This window comes from Baia soyae, from assembly GCF_004341445.1.
GTDB classification, from domain to species: domain Bacteria; phylum Bacillota; class Bacilli; order Thermoactinomycetales; family Thermoactinomycetaceae; genus Baia; species Baia soyae.
Genome location: NZ_SLXV01000003.1, coordinates 28423 through 45864 on the forward strand (window position 1 = coordinate 28423; position 17442 = coordinate 45864).

Below are 17442 nucleotides of genomic sequence, written 5' to 3' on the forward strand. Positions count from 1 at the left end.
TTCATACATGGACTTGTCCGCCTCTCCCTACTCAATTTCTCATCACTTGTTAATACACATTAAAAAAGTGTAACCGAGTAAACCCGATTACACTTTTCTACCAGCTAACGGTTAGATTATTCATTTGGCAGAGAGGGTGGGATTCGAACCCACGGACGCCTTGCAACGTCGGCGGTTTTCAAGACCACGGAATCTACCTTATACAGTGTAAGACAGTGCAATATTCCTGAACACAACGGGGTTTCATGAAATATAGTATAACCTCAGTTCACCTCATTTGCTATGGTTTGTTAGCAAAGTCATTAGCAGTTTTGTTAGCAATTTGATCGAAGAAGTTAGACAGGACTTTCATATAAGTGTATATAATGAAGAAGCTCGTTTTTTTGATGTAATAGTAAAACATGCTTACATAGTGTTCCAAGCCGGCACTATGTACCGCCTATTTTTTTATTCTTCGACATTTGACTGTAAAAAATCCTATCTTGAGTACAAAGAATACTAACATTATAATTAACAGCCATGGGAAAGCAAAGCGTCCTAATGCAAAAGGAGTTTCAAACAAAAAGGATAGGATAAATTGACCATCCTCTTTTTCCCATAGATCAGGGGTAAAGTATGCGCCTTTGGGATTCAAGTAGAATATTTTCCCTTGCGCAAGTAGGAGGGGGAATATTGCGACAAGAAGGGAGAATATAGGTAGATAACTACTAGTAATTTTTTCGAGCATTTCATTAGATAATAATGTTATATCTTGGCACAAATCATCGTGACCATCCTTTTCTTTAATCCAATAATGAATGGGATGATACTGACTGTTAGGGACACGTTTCCAACCAAGATCTGTATATGTCTTAATATACGATATCAGCTCCCCCTTTTTCAATGATCGGCAAGCTACTCGAATGACTTGATTCGTATTGGTGATTTTTTTAAAGTAATATTTTCCAACGCCGCTTACTCTTACTAATTCATAACCCTGTTTTAGTTGCTCGTTTAGCCAAACTTCTTCTTTGTGAATGTCAACAAATAGTTTGAACCTCTTCATTATACCTACCCCCTACTATAGTAGCCCATACGAATATCTGCAACAATTCTCAATCCTGTCATTCTTCCCATCTTTCCCATTACTTAGCCACATAAAACCTTTATATCCCTGTACATTAATAGTTATGATAGCGCCTGCCCATCTGTCCTCTCCTCACCCTATTTATCTAGTACCTTCAATGCTTGGTGCAAATTCACAAGCCCGAATCCATAAAATAGATCTTTGCCTTTCTCACCTAAATCCTCTGCGCTATTTTGAAGAATTTTTATCATATTATCGGTTGTTAGAGGACTCTTCTTAGTTTTTTTCTGATGAGCAATTAATACTCCAATAGCTCCAGATACTTTTGGTGCCGAGAGACTAGTTCCTGCAGTAAAAACATATCCCGCTGGAAGGTTAAAATATTCATTGATCGGAGATTGTTGTAAATACGTAGGATAAGTAGTAAGACAGAGGGCTTTTGTATCTCCCGATGAAAAATCGAATTCCCCTCCAGGAGCAGTAAAAAGAATTTGTTGCCCATAATTGGATTCCTTAGATAGTAGGTTATGGATACTAGTAGAGGAAACAGTGATTACATGGGGAATATCACCACCTGGAGCATGTACCAGCTGGTCTCCCTCTTTCCCAAATTTATTAGCAACTTCCGACGGATTACTTAGATCAAGAGCATCATTTCCCGAACTCGCTACTAGGATAACGCCTTTATTCGACGCAAAGCGTGCAGCGCGTTTATACAATTCTAATACAGCTTGATCCTCTTGTTTTATTAAAGATTTATAAGTACCTAGACTTAAATTAATCACATCTACATCGTCTTTTGTTGCTTGGATAATCGCTTGAACAACCCATGAAGATTCCCCATCTCCTTGACTCATCACCTTATAGGGGACTAGTCCCAAATTCGGTCCAACTCCTAATAATTTACCATTAGCAGCAATCATTCCTGCCACCATTGTGCCATGCCCCATATCATCTTTTGCTGTCTCCACACCTGGAACGAATGATCTACCCTGAGAAATGATGTTATTTTTTAGATCTGGATGATCAAAATCAATTCCACTATCTAAGATTGCTATTTTAACTTGATGATTTCCTGTTTCAATCTGATAACTTGCCCCACCGGCGGTTACCTTTTTAATATCCCATCCCCAACTGTGATGAAGAGAGTTTTCTTTAGGTTCAGAAACAGTATTAGTAGGTATATGAGACATTTTATCCTTATATTTTGGAACAAATTGGGTAAATTCGCTAGGTATTGACACCTTTACGTCTTCTCCGATTGTAGCTATCTCGGCATTATGATATCGTTTCAATTTAAGAATAAATTGATCTAAGTTAGACTTATGATTAGATTCAATTTTTAGTGCTCCGATTTCTGGAATCCTAGTCATTTTAATATCAGATTCTTCATGCAGTTCAATCTCACTAGGTATTTTACTATCTTTGAAAATGACTAGTTTATTATAAGCCTCTCTATTTTCTTTCGCCTCTCCCTTCTCTATAAGAAAGAAAGGGGAGGCAGAAATAATTAGACAAGTAACCAACAAATTTAAACAGAATTTCTTTAATAAAGATCCCATAAGAACCCCACATTCAGAATATAATTTAAACATGACGACGAGACTATATCAGACTAACTTACTTGTTCATTTAGAATTCTCGTCCATCATAATAAGGTGTTGAACTCCATAATAAAGCTTATTTTCCACGCTATTTTTACAACTAAATACTTACATCTCTTTTCTTAAAGAAGTAGAAGGATAGCGACATGAATATAAATAAATAAACGGCTAATACAATCAATGAGAAGGTTAAAGTCATACCTGCTACTGGAGGTCCCCCTTCAAAATAGGCATTTAAATCCGTATTAGCAAATAACAGATACTTAGCCCAATCTGTAAACAAAGCAAGTATGTCAGTAATTCTCTCTCCCATAAACAAAAACAGAATAGAAATAACAATAGAAGCTGTCTCGCTTCTAAACAGTGTTGAAATCATAAATGCAAAGGAAGTAAGCATCAACAACTCAATAGAGCTATTTAAATAACTAGCTCCTATAAATAGCATTCTCGATCTCTCAATTACCTCTCCATTGACAGAAGTTAAATACACGGACTGTCCTTCAAAGCCGAATAGTATACTTCCTATCAGGTAGGATAATCCGAACAGCACTATCAAAAATCCTGTTACAAATATAAGAGTGGACAAATATTTTGCTAATAATATCTGTGTTCTAGAAGCAGAGCGAATGAGTAATAACTTCATGGTCCCTTGATTAAACTCATGAGCAACGATTGATGCTCCCATAAAAATAGAAAATATGGCTAGTACCTCAATTAAATTTTTATTCGTCTCCATATATTTCCATACATTTGTTAATTCGTATGGGGACACATCATGCTGTAGCCGGTAATTATTAATTGCTTGTTGATTCACAGCATTTTTCCGAACATAATAGTTGGCATGTGTCTTTTCTTTATCATATTGCTCATTCTTCTTGTTTAACTCTGAAGTCCATTTTTCTTTACTCGGAACCACGCCATGTTCTGGTTGAGTATAATAAGTAAAAGTAGCTGTTCCAGCGATAAATACAACCATTAGAGCAAGCATCACATACGTGCTAGCACGATTAAAGATTTTCATCCACTCATTCTGAATTAATTTAAATATCATCTATATCCCCCCTGGTTTGTTGCTTTTAAGAAGCGCTCTTCTAATGATTGTTTAACTAGAGTAGTTTGATACAAAACGATCTGTTCCTTTACCAATAAAGCATTAATTTCACCTAGTTGTTCTTTCGTCACCCTTAGTTGAATTTTCTCTTCTTGGGTGACATTTACACTCAATTGAGGGAATTGTTTTAAAAGGATTTCCGTAGCACGATTTATTTGGTCCACTTCCAACTCATATAAACCGATCTTATCATCTCTATCTTCCGAAATTTTTTCAGTCTTCACCATTCTACCTTCTTGTAGAATCGCAAAGCGATCACACATTAACTCCACTTCAGACAATAAATGGCTAGAAATCATAATTGCAATCTTTTCTTCCTGGGCAATTTTTCTAAAGTGATCACGCATTTCCCTAATTCCAGCAGGATCTAGTCCATTTGTAGGCTCATCTAACACTAACAGTTTCGGTTTGTGTAACAAAGCTTGGGCAATCCCCAACCGTTGCTTCATTCCCAAAGAAAACTTCCCTACCTTTTGTTGCCTTACACCCCGTAGCCCTACTAAATCAAGGCGATTCTTGATATCTTCTTTGGTTACATTCTCGCTCATACGCCCAAAGTGAATTAGGTTTTTTTCAGCAGTAAGATAATTGTACAATTCAGGTGTTTCTACTACTGCTCCAACTTGTGCAATTGCTTGTTTATAATTTTTACTAATATCCCATCCATTAATAGTAATACTACCTGATGTTACACTCGTTAGCCCAACAATCATTCGAATGGTAGTGGTTTTACCTGCACCATTGGGACCTAAAAAACCAAATATTTCACCAGGATTTATATCAAATGATAAGTCCTTAACAATATGATCTTGACCAATATTCTTATTCACTTCTTTCAAGGATAGAATAGGCTTCATTTATATCCTCCCTTTTTAGATGCTAATGGATTCGATAGATTTATCTCCAGACAAATCATACAGCTCTTTATAGAATCCCTCTCTCGATAAAAGCTCATTATGAGTACCTTGCTCTACTATTTCTCCATTATTCATTACATATATGCAGTCGGAATCTTTAATAGTAGATAGACGATGTGCAATTACAATTCTTGTACAACCAATACTACTCAGATATTCAGATATTTGAGCTTCATTTACATTATCTAAAGAGCTTGTTGCTTCATCCAATATTAGAATTTTGGGATCCCCAAGTAGTGCTCTAGCAAATGCAATTCTTTGTCGTTGTCCACCTGAAAAATTCATTCCCATTTCTGATACGATTGTTTGATACCCCATAGGTAATGATTGAATATCTTCTTCAATTTGAGCCGCTCTTGCTACTTCTCGAATTTTCTCCATGCTAACTTCTCGTTTGTTCATACGAATGTTATCAAGGATCGTTTTATTAAATAGTTGGATATCTTGAGGGACTATTCCCATCTGACTACATAGATCTTTCTTCATAAATCTTTCTGATGGTATCCCATCGTACATAACCGTCCCTCCATTAGGAGAATATAGACCAACTAAAATCTTTCCTAGTGTCGTCTTCCCTGAACCTGAAGGACCTACCAATGCAATCTTTTCTCCACTTCTAATTTTCACAGAGACATTCTTGATCACATCATTTGAATGCTTAGTATACGAAAAGGAAACATTCCTTAGCTCCAACTCTCCTGTTATCTTGTGGTCTATAGGATTGGTTGGGCTTTGCTCTTGTGGTGAATATGTAATATCTGCAATCCGTTCTAAATAAGATGTAGCTAGTACATACTGTGTATAGGAACCAAATAGGCTTCTTCCTAATCCAAAATACGAAGTAGACAAAGCATGATAAGCTACAACTTCTCCTAATGATAAAACATCCTGTGAAAATAAATAAACTCCAACAAGTAAGATAATTAGAGGAGATGCGGTTTGAACAGTTCCTAAAACCGTGTCATAAATATTCTGCAACACATATCTTTTTTTAAATTGCCTTAACACTTGTTTATACTGTTGCTTCCACAAAGCAAAGATTTCATCTTCCATTCCTGACATCTTCACAGATGCAATTGAAAATAGGGCCTCCACTTGCATAGATTGTGATTTACTCTGTTCTGAGATCTCATTATTGATCGCTTCTGATATCGAAGGTCTAATTAAAAACATAAACAATGTAATACAAGCAAAAAGAGCAACTGTTATGACACTAAGAAAAACTGATTTAGAAAATAGATAGAAGGTTATGATCAGTAAAGCTCCTGCGTCAATTACCCCCGAAACCACTTGAGTTGAGATCAACTCTCTAACGCCATTCACACTACTCAATCTGAAGAGCAAGTCACCTGGAGATCTCAAGTCAAAAAACTTATAAGGCAGCTTTAGCAAATGTCCAAATGTCCCCATCATTAATCTACGACTTAAAAAAACATTCATCGTTATCAATTTTAAGCCTCTTGCTAGAAGAGTGAGACAATATAGCACAGTTACAAAAACAACTCCTATGACAAACACACTTAAATCAATATTTCCTTGTTCTATGACAGTATAATCAATCACCTTCTGTACAAGTATGGGAGCCCCTAAAGCTAATAGATAGCTCACTAGAGAGAGAGTTAGCAGAATACCAAAAAGGGGTTTTCGATCCTTTAAATTTGCAATTATATCTACCCACACATTTTTAGGCTTTTCTTTCTTAGCTTTAAATCGCTCTGTTGGTGTAGGTACTAGTATATAATTTGAGAAAGAGTCTTTGAATTCATGCATAGACAACTTTCTACGTCCAAGTTCGGGGTCTACCACATGTACATAGAGATCAGACACTTTTTCTATAACAACAAAATGTCCCTGGTTCCAAAAAGCAATGACAGGCAAAGGCACTGATCTGATTCCTTCTAAAGACCCTTTAAATACCCTAGTATCAAACCCTTTTCCTTCAAATATCTCCTTCAATTGATTAAAGTTTAAGCCGTCTCTACCAACCTCTACCATCTCTCTTAATTCAAATAAGCTTTCATTACTCTTATAAAATCTGAGTATCATAGCACAACAACATAGGCCACACTCCGTCTGATTCATCTGCATAATCATCGGAACTGATCGTCTAGTTTTTATATCCATCTCGATTACTCCTAACTCTCAAACTAGGAATTGACAAGGAGAGTAGCGAGGGAAGTTGTGGATTATGTAGACGCAATAGGGAGAAGCCAATGCCTGAAAGCCCTAACATAAATGTACTAATATCAAAACCACCTTTTATTCCGCTTTTGAACCCCTCCTCTTTGATGGATTTCAATGCTCTATCTGCTTGTGAGTAAGCAATATCTTTCAACTTTCTATCTTTCAAGTAGTTGCTTATCTCTAATAAAATATCAATGTTCCCAAATATGCCATGACACAGACTATGATCCATTTGATCAGAAAAACCATCTTTTACAGTCTTTTGAATAGCTAGCTGTAAATCTCTAGAAAGCATTTCATTTTCTTGATCTAATAACTTCATCATATTCATTCTCGCTAATGCAATACCAGGGGCTCCATGGCACCAATAAACAGGATCTGAATTAGAAACTACCCCTTCCCGTAGATCCTTCCAGTTCAATCTTTCTTCATCAATAAATTGATTCTCTAGCGTAATCAGGTTCAGACCTTTCTCAATATAATTAGATTTGTTGAATTGTGAACCAAAAGAGATCAACCCCCAAGAAATTCCAGAAATTCCATGGGAAAGTCCCGCCAATAAGGTTTCACTAGACTCGTTCACTTTGCTAAGTAGCTGATCTGCTAATTCCTCACAAATAACTCTCAACTTATCGTTAGAGTCATTTCTGTAAATATTGAGGGAAGTAATGAGTACTCCAGATAGTCCGCCAATAATGTCTAGATTACTCTCTCTCTCAAAATCCACTCTACCTATCTCATCTATAGAGTCTAAATATTTTTCATAATATTTTTGGTCTCCAGTAATCGAATACATAGTGTAATAGAGATATACACGAGAACCCCATCCATCAAATAAGGAAAGACTAGATAGTATATGTTTCTTTCTTTCAATTTTAAATTCTTCAATTCCTTCCAAAGCTGCCTTTGCTAACTGCAGATATTTATTATCCCCTGTCTCCGCACCTAATTGAGCAAGGAACAAGATACTACCTCCACCTTCATAAAGCCCTGATTCCACAGGAGAAAGCTTCATACGTCCAATTGACGATAAAGAAGGGATCAACCAAGTACCAGCTGTTTCGTTCATATTCCAAATAGACCGATTACTCAACCAATCGCCAATCTCTCTCGCCTTACCGAGGTAGTCATCATTATTATTAAAATATTTTACAGTAGGGAGATGATGACTATCCTGATCCCAAGGATCCTTTACTGTCGTAAGCAATGACATCCTAATATAATGAAGCTGCTTCTCAAGACCGTCAGCACTTAAATTTTCTACTCTATATCGAACTACATCATTTAGATCTTGGTCATAGTATTGAGGAATACTATCTTTGTTATTACACTTCAATTCTACTGAACTTATTTTCTGAGAAAAGTATGGTATATCGCCAATTATAAGCGCCTTTACTTCGGCATCTACTCTCTTGATATCTAGTGGGCTCAACTCGTTGTTCAAATATAATTTCGAAAACAATTTCTCTCTATCTTCAAATGCTTTAAGGTATTTAGGGTGAGTCGATGCTTTTAAAAATCGGCCATAGACACTAGTAGCTCTCAGTACTTGCCTTATCTCTACTTCCCCACTCATTTTTAATATATCTGTAACTTCATCTCCACTACTTAAGAATAACTGATAGCAATCTCTAAAGCCTTCTTGAATGGACTCCGCATAATCAATAGGTTCCATAACCTCATCCACTAGATTCACACAATTCCTATGTTGTTCAAGTACAGTTGCCTTCTCCTCTAACCTAATCTCATCCGTACCTTCATCCTTTATATAGAATGACTTCCATATATCAGAAATATCAGAAGAATTAGCTATTCCCCCCATATCAAAATCGAACATAGAATACTTCAGATTAAGGGGCAATAACAATGTTCCCAATACTGAGTTGTTCACATGGTTATTAAATACTTCATGCAAACTCGGTTCAAGCCTAATTTGATTTTCGTTCTTAATCAATGTCTCTAAATCAATAATAGAAGGAGATGAACCAGAAGCAATAATATTCTCACAGTGAATATCCTCTGTTTTCAATACGTGGAAGACACATAGAAGTGCGCCAATTCTATAAAAATAATCTTCAACCTCTTGAACAGTCTTACATCTATCATGTGACTGATACTTCTGCCAACCATAGGAACCAAAGTCTAGGCTCTCAATTTGATTTAAATCGGTTCGTAACACTCTCTTCTCATTTACAAAATCCACTACATCATTAAATAACCTATCTGGAGAAAGAGTATGCGGTTTATATACAATTTTGCCTTCATCTGTAACTACAATTAGTACACTCTTCCCACCATTATGGGAATCTCCACTACTCATCTCAATATTGGCTACTTCTGAAAATGATATTTTGAAATGCTTCTTAATCAGAGACGCATCTTCCTCTAGATGCATGATAACTTCACTCAAATATTCTAATTTACTATGTATTTTTATGTATAACAAAAAAGAAAGCACAGTATATTTTTGTAAAATGTTCCTAGTAACCTTTCTCTCTATGAGTTGTTGATTAAAATATTTATAACGTTCATGTGGATTTGCCCCCCTTAATTCCCCCATACTCTTCTGACAGTATAGTTCATATATTAATGTTCTAATGCTAATATTCAACAAATCATTAGCAAGAGAACTAAGAGCGCTTTTTATCATTTCTTTTTTATTAAAGACAACATCAGATTTATTTTCAATCTGACAAAACATTTTATTTATACAGTCATGGAAATAGGTGAGAAAAGGTAAAAGAAACGAACCAAATCGATCCCTATAAACATCACTTATCTTCCTAACAACTATCGGAGTAGAATTCGTTTCATTTAGATACCTAGAAATGATAGATACCATTTTTTTTTCTATCTTTTCATTGTATATTTTTACCATAATATTCCTTCCTCTACTAATCTAGAATTTCTGATGAAAGCTCAGATAGCAACTAAACTCTCATCAGAAGGTAAAAACAACACTAAAAACAAAACCCTACTACTAACAATCTTTAGTACATGCAGAAGTTGGACAAGGGCCTGCACTTAAGGTTATCCCGATAGTTGCACACCACCAAGTGGAGTTGGGAGTAACGTCTCCAGCTCCTACCAATTGATTTAACTCATTTTCATCAATATAGCCAGTTATAAGATCTATTTTATTTTTCTCTGTCATTATTCTCACCTCCTCATAGAAATTTATCTTATTACTGCAACCTTAAGAAATCAGGCACATCATCTGGTGCATAGTGTTGTAACATTGAATAACCAAATCCAGATAAACCAATCATCAGACTATACGAGTGTGCATGCCTAAAACGTTCTTTCAAATTAGATTTTGATAAAACTTCTTCAAACAGGCTTTGATAAGTACTATAGCATTGGTTCTTCAACTCGGAGTCTCCCAAAACCTTTGCACCGTACTCTAGAATGGATAAGCTTCCTAAATCACCGTGACAATAAGTCGGATTATTTCCAAAGCCTTTTGATTTCGTTATATCAATCCCTATTTGAATTTCCCTCTCCAGAAGCTCATCCTTATAACCACTATCCTGTAACATTAATTTGCTTAGTAGGATGCCAGGAGCTCCGTGACACCAAGCATAGCTGACTCCATCTTTTTTCTCACAATCAAACCAATTATTATGTCTAGTAGAAAAATGACTTCTTTCAAAGGCTAATGCTAATTTCATATTTTCATAGATATCTTCTCGCTTAGTGATGCGATATAACTTGTATAAATAAGCAATCATACTGGCCACACCATGAGAAAAACCTACATAAGCTGGTAACGGAGACTTTTTCCATGATAATCCTTCTGGAGTCAACTTAGCTCTACTAGTCAAGTGATCATAATTATTTATTGCAAGTTCTATCATTCTTTGCTTTATATCTTCATCTGTTCGCCTTTCACACAAGCTAAGCGCTACAGCCATACTCCCAGTAGAACCTCCGACAAAGTCTAGGACCTCATCACTAGGTGCAAGATCATCCCAAAAATCAATTCGAGAGTCAACGAACTTTTCGAGATCGTAATCCCCCCAAATACCACTCAATTTATCTAGCGAATACAAAAAACCACTTAAGCCTGTATGTGCTCCATTTAGGAAAGGTTGGCGCTTTACCATTGCTTCCTTAAAAAATTCTTTAACTGGTTGAATGGCCCTATAGGCCGCCTCTTTAAAGTCTTTTCTCTGAGTAATCTCACCTAAGTATCCCAGAAACAGGGCAATTCCACTGTTCCCACTATAAAGATCAAAATTTAGAATATTGGGGGACCAAATGTTTTCCTCTATCCCTACAAGACTAGGCCCCACCCAAAAGCTACTTGGCTTCTCTGATTCCTGGTCATATATACTTTGCGATGTTATGTATTCACCAATCTCTACAGCCCTATGTAACCATTTTTCTGGAGTTAGTTTATTATGATAGACTGTAGAAAAGGGCAATTCTGTCATGTCCTGTTCCTTGGTTTTTCTATTCAAAAAAGCCATATCAACAAACTCAAGTTGTTTAGACAAGTCAATTCGAGAAAACGACCTTAATTTTTCCATAAAATCTTCCATAGGACTACGTCGTAATACATCTGGAATCTCTCTACCCTGTGAATCAAATAGGCTTGTTTGATTTACATTAGCTAAAAAGTATGGAATATCCAATCTCAGTAAATCTTCTAACTCGGCTTTCAAAATCAACTGGCTATCATCCGTAGCATGAACGCCAATTCGGTGTAACAATACCTCAAGATGGACAAAACTCTGTAAGATATCAGGGTGATTAGCAATTCTTAATAGCTGCCCATACAAAAAAGTTGGCCTATGAATATATCGACTCTGCAGTTTTTGGAAAAGATTGTTGACCATCTTAATAAACTCTTCTTTATGCTCCATTATCCAGATATAAACGCTCTCAAATCCTTCTTTAATGGAATGCACATATTTCTCCGATTTAACATTTTCGCCATTCAACTTGGGCATATTCGACTCGATCTTTAAAATTCCATTTTTTCGGGTAACCCGTATATCGTCAGATGATCCATTCTCAATCATTAAAGACTTAAACGGAGACAATTGGTCTTTATCAAAACCAATCCCACCTACATCTAATGATACATCCTTCCCATCTACTTCTTGGTGCAAACTCATAGGCAAGAGTCCAGTAGATTGAACAGAATGCTCCAAAATCCGTAGAGCTTTTGTATATGATTTATCATGAACTTCAGGAGGAGCAATTTCAGCATGAAATAGAGATTCCAGATCAATGAGTCTTGGGGAACTCCCATGAGCAATTAAATTTTCATAATGAAAATCTTTTGCGTTTAAAGCATAGAGCAGTGCCATAGATTGACCAACACGGCAATAAAAGCTCTTCACCTCTTCAACATTACAACATTCTTTGTAGTCGATGAACTCCATCCATCCATCCGATGATGTAGTGTAGAGACGAATAGACCCTAAATCCGTAATCCCTAAATCATCAAGTGAAGAAACCATCTTCTGAAAAGATAAGTCCAAATTTAAACTGCGCGGTTTATAAACTACTTTCCCATGAGTAAAATAAATCACAGAAACAGCTTTTCCACCTTTATGTGTATCGCCTAAACCTGTTTGTATACTCTCTATGTATCCCAAGTCTTGTCCATTGTTTATTGATTCAGTTATAGACTTAAGGTTTTTTTTCGTTTTTCTAACAATCTCTATAACATAATTAAAATAATTATCTACAATTTCACAAAGTTTACTAGTTAAAACATGATTTTCACGGTATATCGCATCAATCTGCTCAAGGTTTTTTAATAAATTAGTACAGTAATAATCAAATCTTCCTTCAGCAGATTCCCCAAAAAGCATGCCTCTTTCTTTCGATACATGGACATCTAAGATTAAAGTTCGAAATGATATTTCAAACATTTGATTTAAAACATACTTAGTCGCTTCCTTTATGAAAAGGGGAGTATTTTGGATGATATTACAATTTGAAATATAGGAGTAAAAAAAATCGAATTTATGATTAATAATGGGAGTAAAGAAATGATAAAAAGGGACATAGTTATTTAAATCGCAATCCATACTCTCCAAATATTGATGTATTTTATAGTTAAATTGAGGTCGTAAAGCCACCGATTCTTCTTGCATAAACCTTTCTACAAACTCATTAATCGATGACCCAGACACCCGATGTAAGATATCCTCTAGTTCTGATGAATTATCCAACTCCGGATAGAAATCTAACCAATAATTCAACACATCCATTCGATCAATCGAGGAAACGATTCGTTCATTAGTCACAAAAGCCCCCTCCTTGAGGTAATTGCTTATCAGTAGGAGACTTACAACCCACCTCCTACTGATAACTTACAAATTAATCACGACAGTTATTTTGACACTCCACAGTTCCAGTGCATAAATGCCCTTTATTTCCTAAAACATAGCTCGCTCCACAGCAAACAAGTGATGTAACTAAGAAGTCCCATTTAGTGCAACCTGCACCCACAATACTGTGATCTTTCACTTCTTCAAGAACTTCTCCACTCGGATTAGAAAACTGTGGTGACACCTTCTTTCTAAGCACTGGATTTTTCATAAATACATCTTTGCCCATATTTCTAGTCTCCTTTAAGTATTTCTTTAAAAAAATCTATTTTTGTAAAATTAATTACTTATTTGAGCATATAATTTTTCTATCATTTAGAACAGTACTATCTTTGGTTGGTACTGTTCAGTATTTTAGCGCAACCTTGATAGAAATGGATTATTCGACATTTTCTAATGAAGACCGTCCATATTTGCTCTAACTACTAAAATTACATAGATATCATAATCCAAAAAATTAGATAGGGTGGGTTGTCAACCTAACCATTATTTTCAATTTCTTTATCAATTGCCTTTTTTATTTCTCCGTAGCTAGAAGCACTGACTTCAGTACCATTAATAAATAGCGCTGGAACACTCTTTATACCTTGTTCCTCCACTAATTGATTGTCTCTTCTAACTTTTTCCTCGAATTCATGATTTTGGACATCGATCGCTTCTCCAAAAACACCTGCTACAATCGCATCTTCACCTAAGAACTGAAAATTAACAAATCCATTTTAACCTTCCCAGTTTCTATATAGTCCTTTTTTAATTGCGGAAATATGTCCTCTTTAAAACCCCGACAAGATGGACACTTGAAATCTCCTACTTCCAATATGGTAACAGCCACCTCTTTATTACCTAAAACCGGCTGATCTAAATAAAATTTTCTAATATCCTTTATAACTATAGGATTAGTTAATCGTTTTATACATAATCATTCCTACTATTACGATAAAAAAATGGATGATATAATTACTATTCTCTTCATCACAACATTCTCCCAATTGCAATTTATAGAAGCCTAACTTTTATAGTATATAAATTTAAATTACACCACTCCCCTTCAATTTTCTAATTGCTTCTCTACTAGATTTCACATCTAATTTCCGCAAAATATGCCCTACATGATTTTTAACTGTCCTTTCCGAAATAAATAATTTCCTTGCTATCTTAGACTGTGTAAGTCCTTGATCAATAAGCTTAATAATATTCTGTTCTTGGGGAGTTAGTAATGATTGAATCTTTTCTATCTCGGTCTTTTTCTCAAATGTTAACAGTCTTTTAAGTTCCTTGCGGATCTTTTCAGCAATCTTAGGACGAATTGACGATTGGTCATTAATAGCAGAGCGTATAGCATGAGGTATTTCTTCAAAATTAGATTTGATCAAATAGTCGACTGCTCCAAATCCATATGAATGATAAATACATTCACTCTCTTCCAGCGAAGTTAACATAATTACTTTTATTTCGTTTTCTTCGATTAATTTTGATGTAATTTGGATCCCATTTAACGGGGAATTTTCCAGAATAATGTCCATCAATACAATATCCGGGCATGTATGACAGACAATTTTAATAGCTTCATCGCTCGAAAGAGCTTGTCCTACAATCTCAAATTCATCAAACGCCTCTAAATATGTAGTTAATCCATCTAGCCACTCCTGATCATCCTCGACTATTACGATACGAATCTTTTCCATAACACTCTCCCCTTCTTTTTTGGAAAAGCCAGGTATACAGTGGTTCCTTTTTTATTTTTTGAATAAAAATCTATTTTTCCGCCATGTTTATTTATGACGTTGTAGCAAAAGGAAAGACCTAAACCAAAGTTCTCTCTTGGATTTGATTTTGTGGAGAAGAATGGCTCTAAAATCCGTGGAAAATGCTCTTTAGATATACCAATTCCAGTGTCTTTGATTATTAAAAGAATATCTTTTCTTATCTCATCTACTTGTATAGTAAGCTTTCCTCCACATGGCATAGCTTCAATCGCATTCAAAATAATATTATATATAACTTCTTCTATCAGTACGTGGTCGCACAACATAGTCAGAGAATGATCACTACATTTTCTGACTACTTCAATATCCGTAGATTTTAATTTAATCCCTAATTGATGTAAACTTCTCTCAACCATATCCATTACTCGATATTCTTCTATATATAACTTTTGATCCTTTGTTTGTTGTTGTATTCTCATCATGTTTTTTTGCATTTTTTCATGCGCTTGAAGAACGACATCAATACTTTCTTGTAATTCCCTTTGATTAGTAGTTATTGCGTATTCTTTAATTTTTTCACAGTATAGTTTTATCTTCCCTAAATCATTTTTCACCCCATGGTTCATGACAGAGGTTTCTGCTAGAATCCGCTGTATGGAATAGTTAAGACTTTGACGTTGGACTCTCAGACGTGCTCCCACAAAACCAAAACGGAAGAGGGAAGTGATGCAAACACTGAAAAGGAAAACCACAATCCAGTAATTATAACGCCAACTCTCCTCAATCCCCATAATGCGTAGGAAATAACAAGTAATTAATACAATAATCATAAAAGGGACAAAGCCCAAACAAGTAGAAAGTCTACTTTTTTTTATGAAAGGATTTTTCTCTAAAATATAGGACCATATAAGAAGTACAATGCCAACCAGAATATAGGGTACAACCCAAAAAGTTGTGATGTGATACGGGATTATAAAAGTCGGATGTACAGGATAAAACACAAGCATTCCTATAATGGGAATTAAAAGAAAAAACTTCAGTACCCTAATATACTTGCTAGGAATAAGTTTAGAGTATATTAATGCAAAAAAAATAAAAGCATATGGAGCCAGATATTCAGATATGAACCATGTGATATTTTCTACTAAAAGGAAATACTGGAAAATATTCGAATTATTATCAAAAAGCGGTTTGATTTGTTCTCCAATGACTAATGACATTCCTGCTGCACCAAAAAGAAATGTAGTTGCACTGGCCCACCGAGCGCTTGGACTTCTAAAATCAGCAGTAAGAAGTAGTGTTCCTATCACCCACAATAATATCCATAAGATGAGCATTTACTGTGTCCTCCTTTGGATATTCTCTCATTAACAAACTTAGTTACATCTTCAGTAATGGAGGAATGGTTTAACACAATACCTGAGTGTCCACACTTATATAAAATCCTCTTAGGCTCTCCCCATGCTTCCCATAGCATATTAGCATCTGTTAAGTCTATATATTTATCATATAATCCCGATATGAGTAAGATATTTGGTTTATAATGTTCTGCCACTAAAGCTTTCCGGTCTTCTCTCAATCTTCTGTAACTATATCCATTTTCTTCAAGATCTCTCTTAATATATTTACCTATATGAGCTAAATCATTAGGGTACATAATAGAAACCAATATGTCTACGTCTTCCTCTATTCCACTTATAAGGTTTGCTATAAACCACTTAGGCTGACTCCAACTAAAACGACCTTTTCACCATAGGTCTCCCTTAAATAACGAATCAACGACCGAATTTCGCTAACAGTTTGACCAAAGGCCTCTAGCGTTCGCCTTGTATTCGCGGTTACCATAAATTCTCCAACCGAAATCTCCATCTTCTACTCGATCAAAGTGATAAGGTAACGTTACAAAGTATAGTTCGTACGCCGACTCCATAAATGAATCTAGAAATAAATTCTTGAGACGATCCATATTATCCATGCGCCATCCATGAATCACAATAACATGGGTTCGGCTTTCTTGATCTTCCTTTTGATAGTAAAGGCCAGAGGCTGGAGTTCGAACAAGCCCGTTTATGGAAGTATTGTTAAAAGAATATAAACCAGATCGATAACCACTACTATTCTCTTTTTCTTGAAATCGGATATCAGGACAAATAGGTGTAGAAAATACATAATTTGTTGTATCTCCATCCTTGAATTGAGACTGTTTACTCCTTTTAAAGTGAAAGAGTGATACGGCAGTAGCATCTACAAATTTAGATATACACTTAATCATTTTACATACCTTCTTAATCACTAATTTGATGCAAATACTTTATGCTAATTTACATTAGATAAAGGTTATTCTATAGAAACTCTAAAAGCAAATTGAAAAATAAGCCAAAACAAATAAAAACACCTAGCTAATATACAAAATTGCATAATGCTTCGTAGACGGATGAAAGAGTCGGGGATCAAACAGAAGGACCTGATGGATGAAAAATTAACTACAGCTACCATGAGAAACA

Annotated in this window: 14 protein-coding genes; all 14 read right to left on the minus strand. The window is 35.4% G+C overall.

The features are described 5' to 3' along the window. Positions 1-439: 439 nt before the first annotated feature. The 14 genes from EDD57_RS01645 to EDD57_RS01705 all read right to left on the minus strand — a co-directional run bounded on the left by EDD57_RS01645 (position 440) and on the right by EDD57_RS01705 (position 17210). Positions 440-1045 carry a DUF2812 domain-containing protein gene (locus EDD57_RS01645; protein WP_131847706.1) on the minus strand — a complete coding sequence of 202 codons (606 nt, stop codon included), beginning with the start codon at positions 1043-1045 and terminating at the stop codon, positions 440-442. Between the two features lie 158 nt (positions 1046-1203). Beyond that, on the minus strand, positions 1204-2628 hold the full coding sequence (locus tag EDD57_RS01650) for a S8 family serine peptidase (protein ID WP_165873632.1): 1425 nt from the start codon (positions 2626-2628) through the stop codon (positions 1204-1206). A 142-nt stretch (positions 2629-2770) separates the two neighbouring features. Then, positions 2771-3721 carry an ABC transporter permease gene (locus tag EDD57_RS01655; RefSeq protein ID WP_131847710.1) on the minus strand — a complete coding sequence of 317 codons (951 nt, stop codon included), beginning with the start codon at positions 3719-3721 and terminating at the stop codon, positions 2771-2773. Beyond that, positions 3718-4638, minus strand: a complete 921-nt coding sequence (locus tag EDD57_RS01660; RefSeq protein WP_131847712.1) for an ABC transporter ATP-binding protein — start codon at positions 4636-4638, stop codon at positions 3718-3720. The genes EDD57_RS01655 and EDD57_RS01660 overlap by 4 nt, the downstream gene beginning before the upstream one ends. Positions 4639-4653: 15 nt before the next feature. Beyond that, positions 4654-6792, minus strand: a complete 2139-nt coding sequence (locus EDD57_RS01665; RefSeq protein WP_165873633.1) for a peptidase domain-containing ABC transporter — start codon at positions 6790-6792, stop codon at positions 4654-4656. Between the two features lie 13 nt (positions 6793-6805). Beyond that, on the minus strand, positions 6806-9760 hold the full coding sequence (locus EDD57_RS01670) for a type 2 lanthipeptide synthetase LanM family protein (RefSeq protein WP_131847716.1): 2955 nt from the start codon (positions 9758-9760) through the stop codon (positions 6806-6808). 102 nt (positions 9761-9862) lie between these two features. Beyond that, positions 9863-10036, minus strand: coding sequence for a class II lanthipeptide, LchA2/BrtA2 family (locus EDD57_RS14290; protein ID WP_165873634.1), 174 nt, complete (start codon positions 10034-10036; stop codon positions 9863-9865). 31 nt (positions 10037-10067) lie between these two features. Further along, positions 10068-13148 carry a type 2 lanthipeptide synthetase LanM family protein gene (locus EDD57_RS01675; protein ID WP_131847718.1) on the minus strand — a complete coding sequence of 1027 codons (3081 nt, stop codon included), beginning with the start codon at positions 13146-13148 and terminating at the stop codon, positions 10068-10070. Positions 13149-13221: 73 nt separating this feature from the next. Further along, the gene (locus EDD57_RS01680; protein WP_243649402.1) at positions 13222-13461 is read right to left on the minus strand and encodes a plantaricin C family lantibiotic; all 240 of its coding nucleotides are present in this window, start codon (positions 13459-13461) and stop codon (positions 13222-13224) included. A 250-nt stretch (positions 13462-13711) separates the two neighbouring features. Continuing rightward, positions 13712-13912 carry a thioredoxin domain-containing protein gene (locus EDD57_RS14695; RefSeq protein WP_131847720.1) on the minus strand — a complete coding sequence of 67 codons (201 nt, stop codon included), beginning with the start codon at positions 13910-13912 and terminating at the stop codon, positions 13712-13714. An 11-nt stretch (positions 13913-13923) separates the two neighbouring features. Beyond that, on the minus strand, positions 13924-14145 hold the full coding sequence (locus EDD57_RS14700) for a thioredoxin domain-containing protein (protein ID WP_131847814.1): 222 nt from the start codon (positions 14143-14145) through the stop codon (positions 13924-13926). Positions 14146-14260: 115 nt separating this feature from the next. Further along, the gene (locus EDD57_RS01695; RefSeq protein WP_131847722.1) at positions 14261-14917 is read right to left on the minus strand and encodes a response regulator; all 657 of its coding nucleotides are present in this window, start codon (positions 14915-14917) and stop codon (positions 14261-14263) included. Continuing rightward, the gene (locus EDD57_RS01700; protein ID WP_131847724.1) at positions 14896-16275 is read right to left on the minus strand and encodes a sensor histidine kinase; all 1380 of its coding nucleotides are present in this window, start codon (positions 16273-16275) and stop codon (positions 14896-14898) included. Before EDD57_RS01700 ends, EDD57_RS01695 begins: the two co-directional genes overlap by 22 nt. 455 nt (positions 16276-16730) lie before the next feature. Next, entirely contained in the window at positions 16731-17210 is a 480-nt protein-coding gene (locus EDD57_RS01705) for a hypothetical protein (protein WP_131847726.1), read from the minus strand. Positions 17211-17442: the final 232 nt, after the last annotated feature.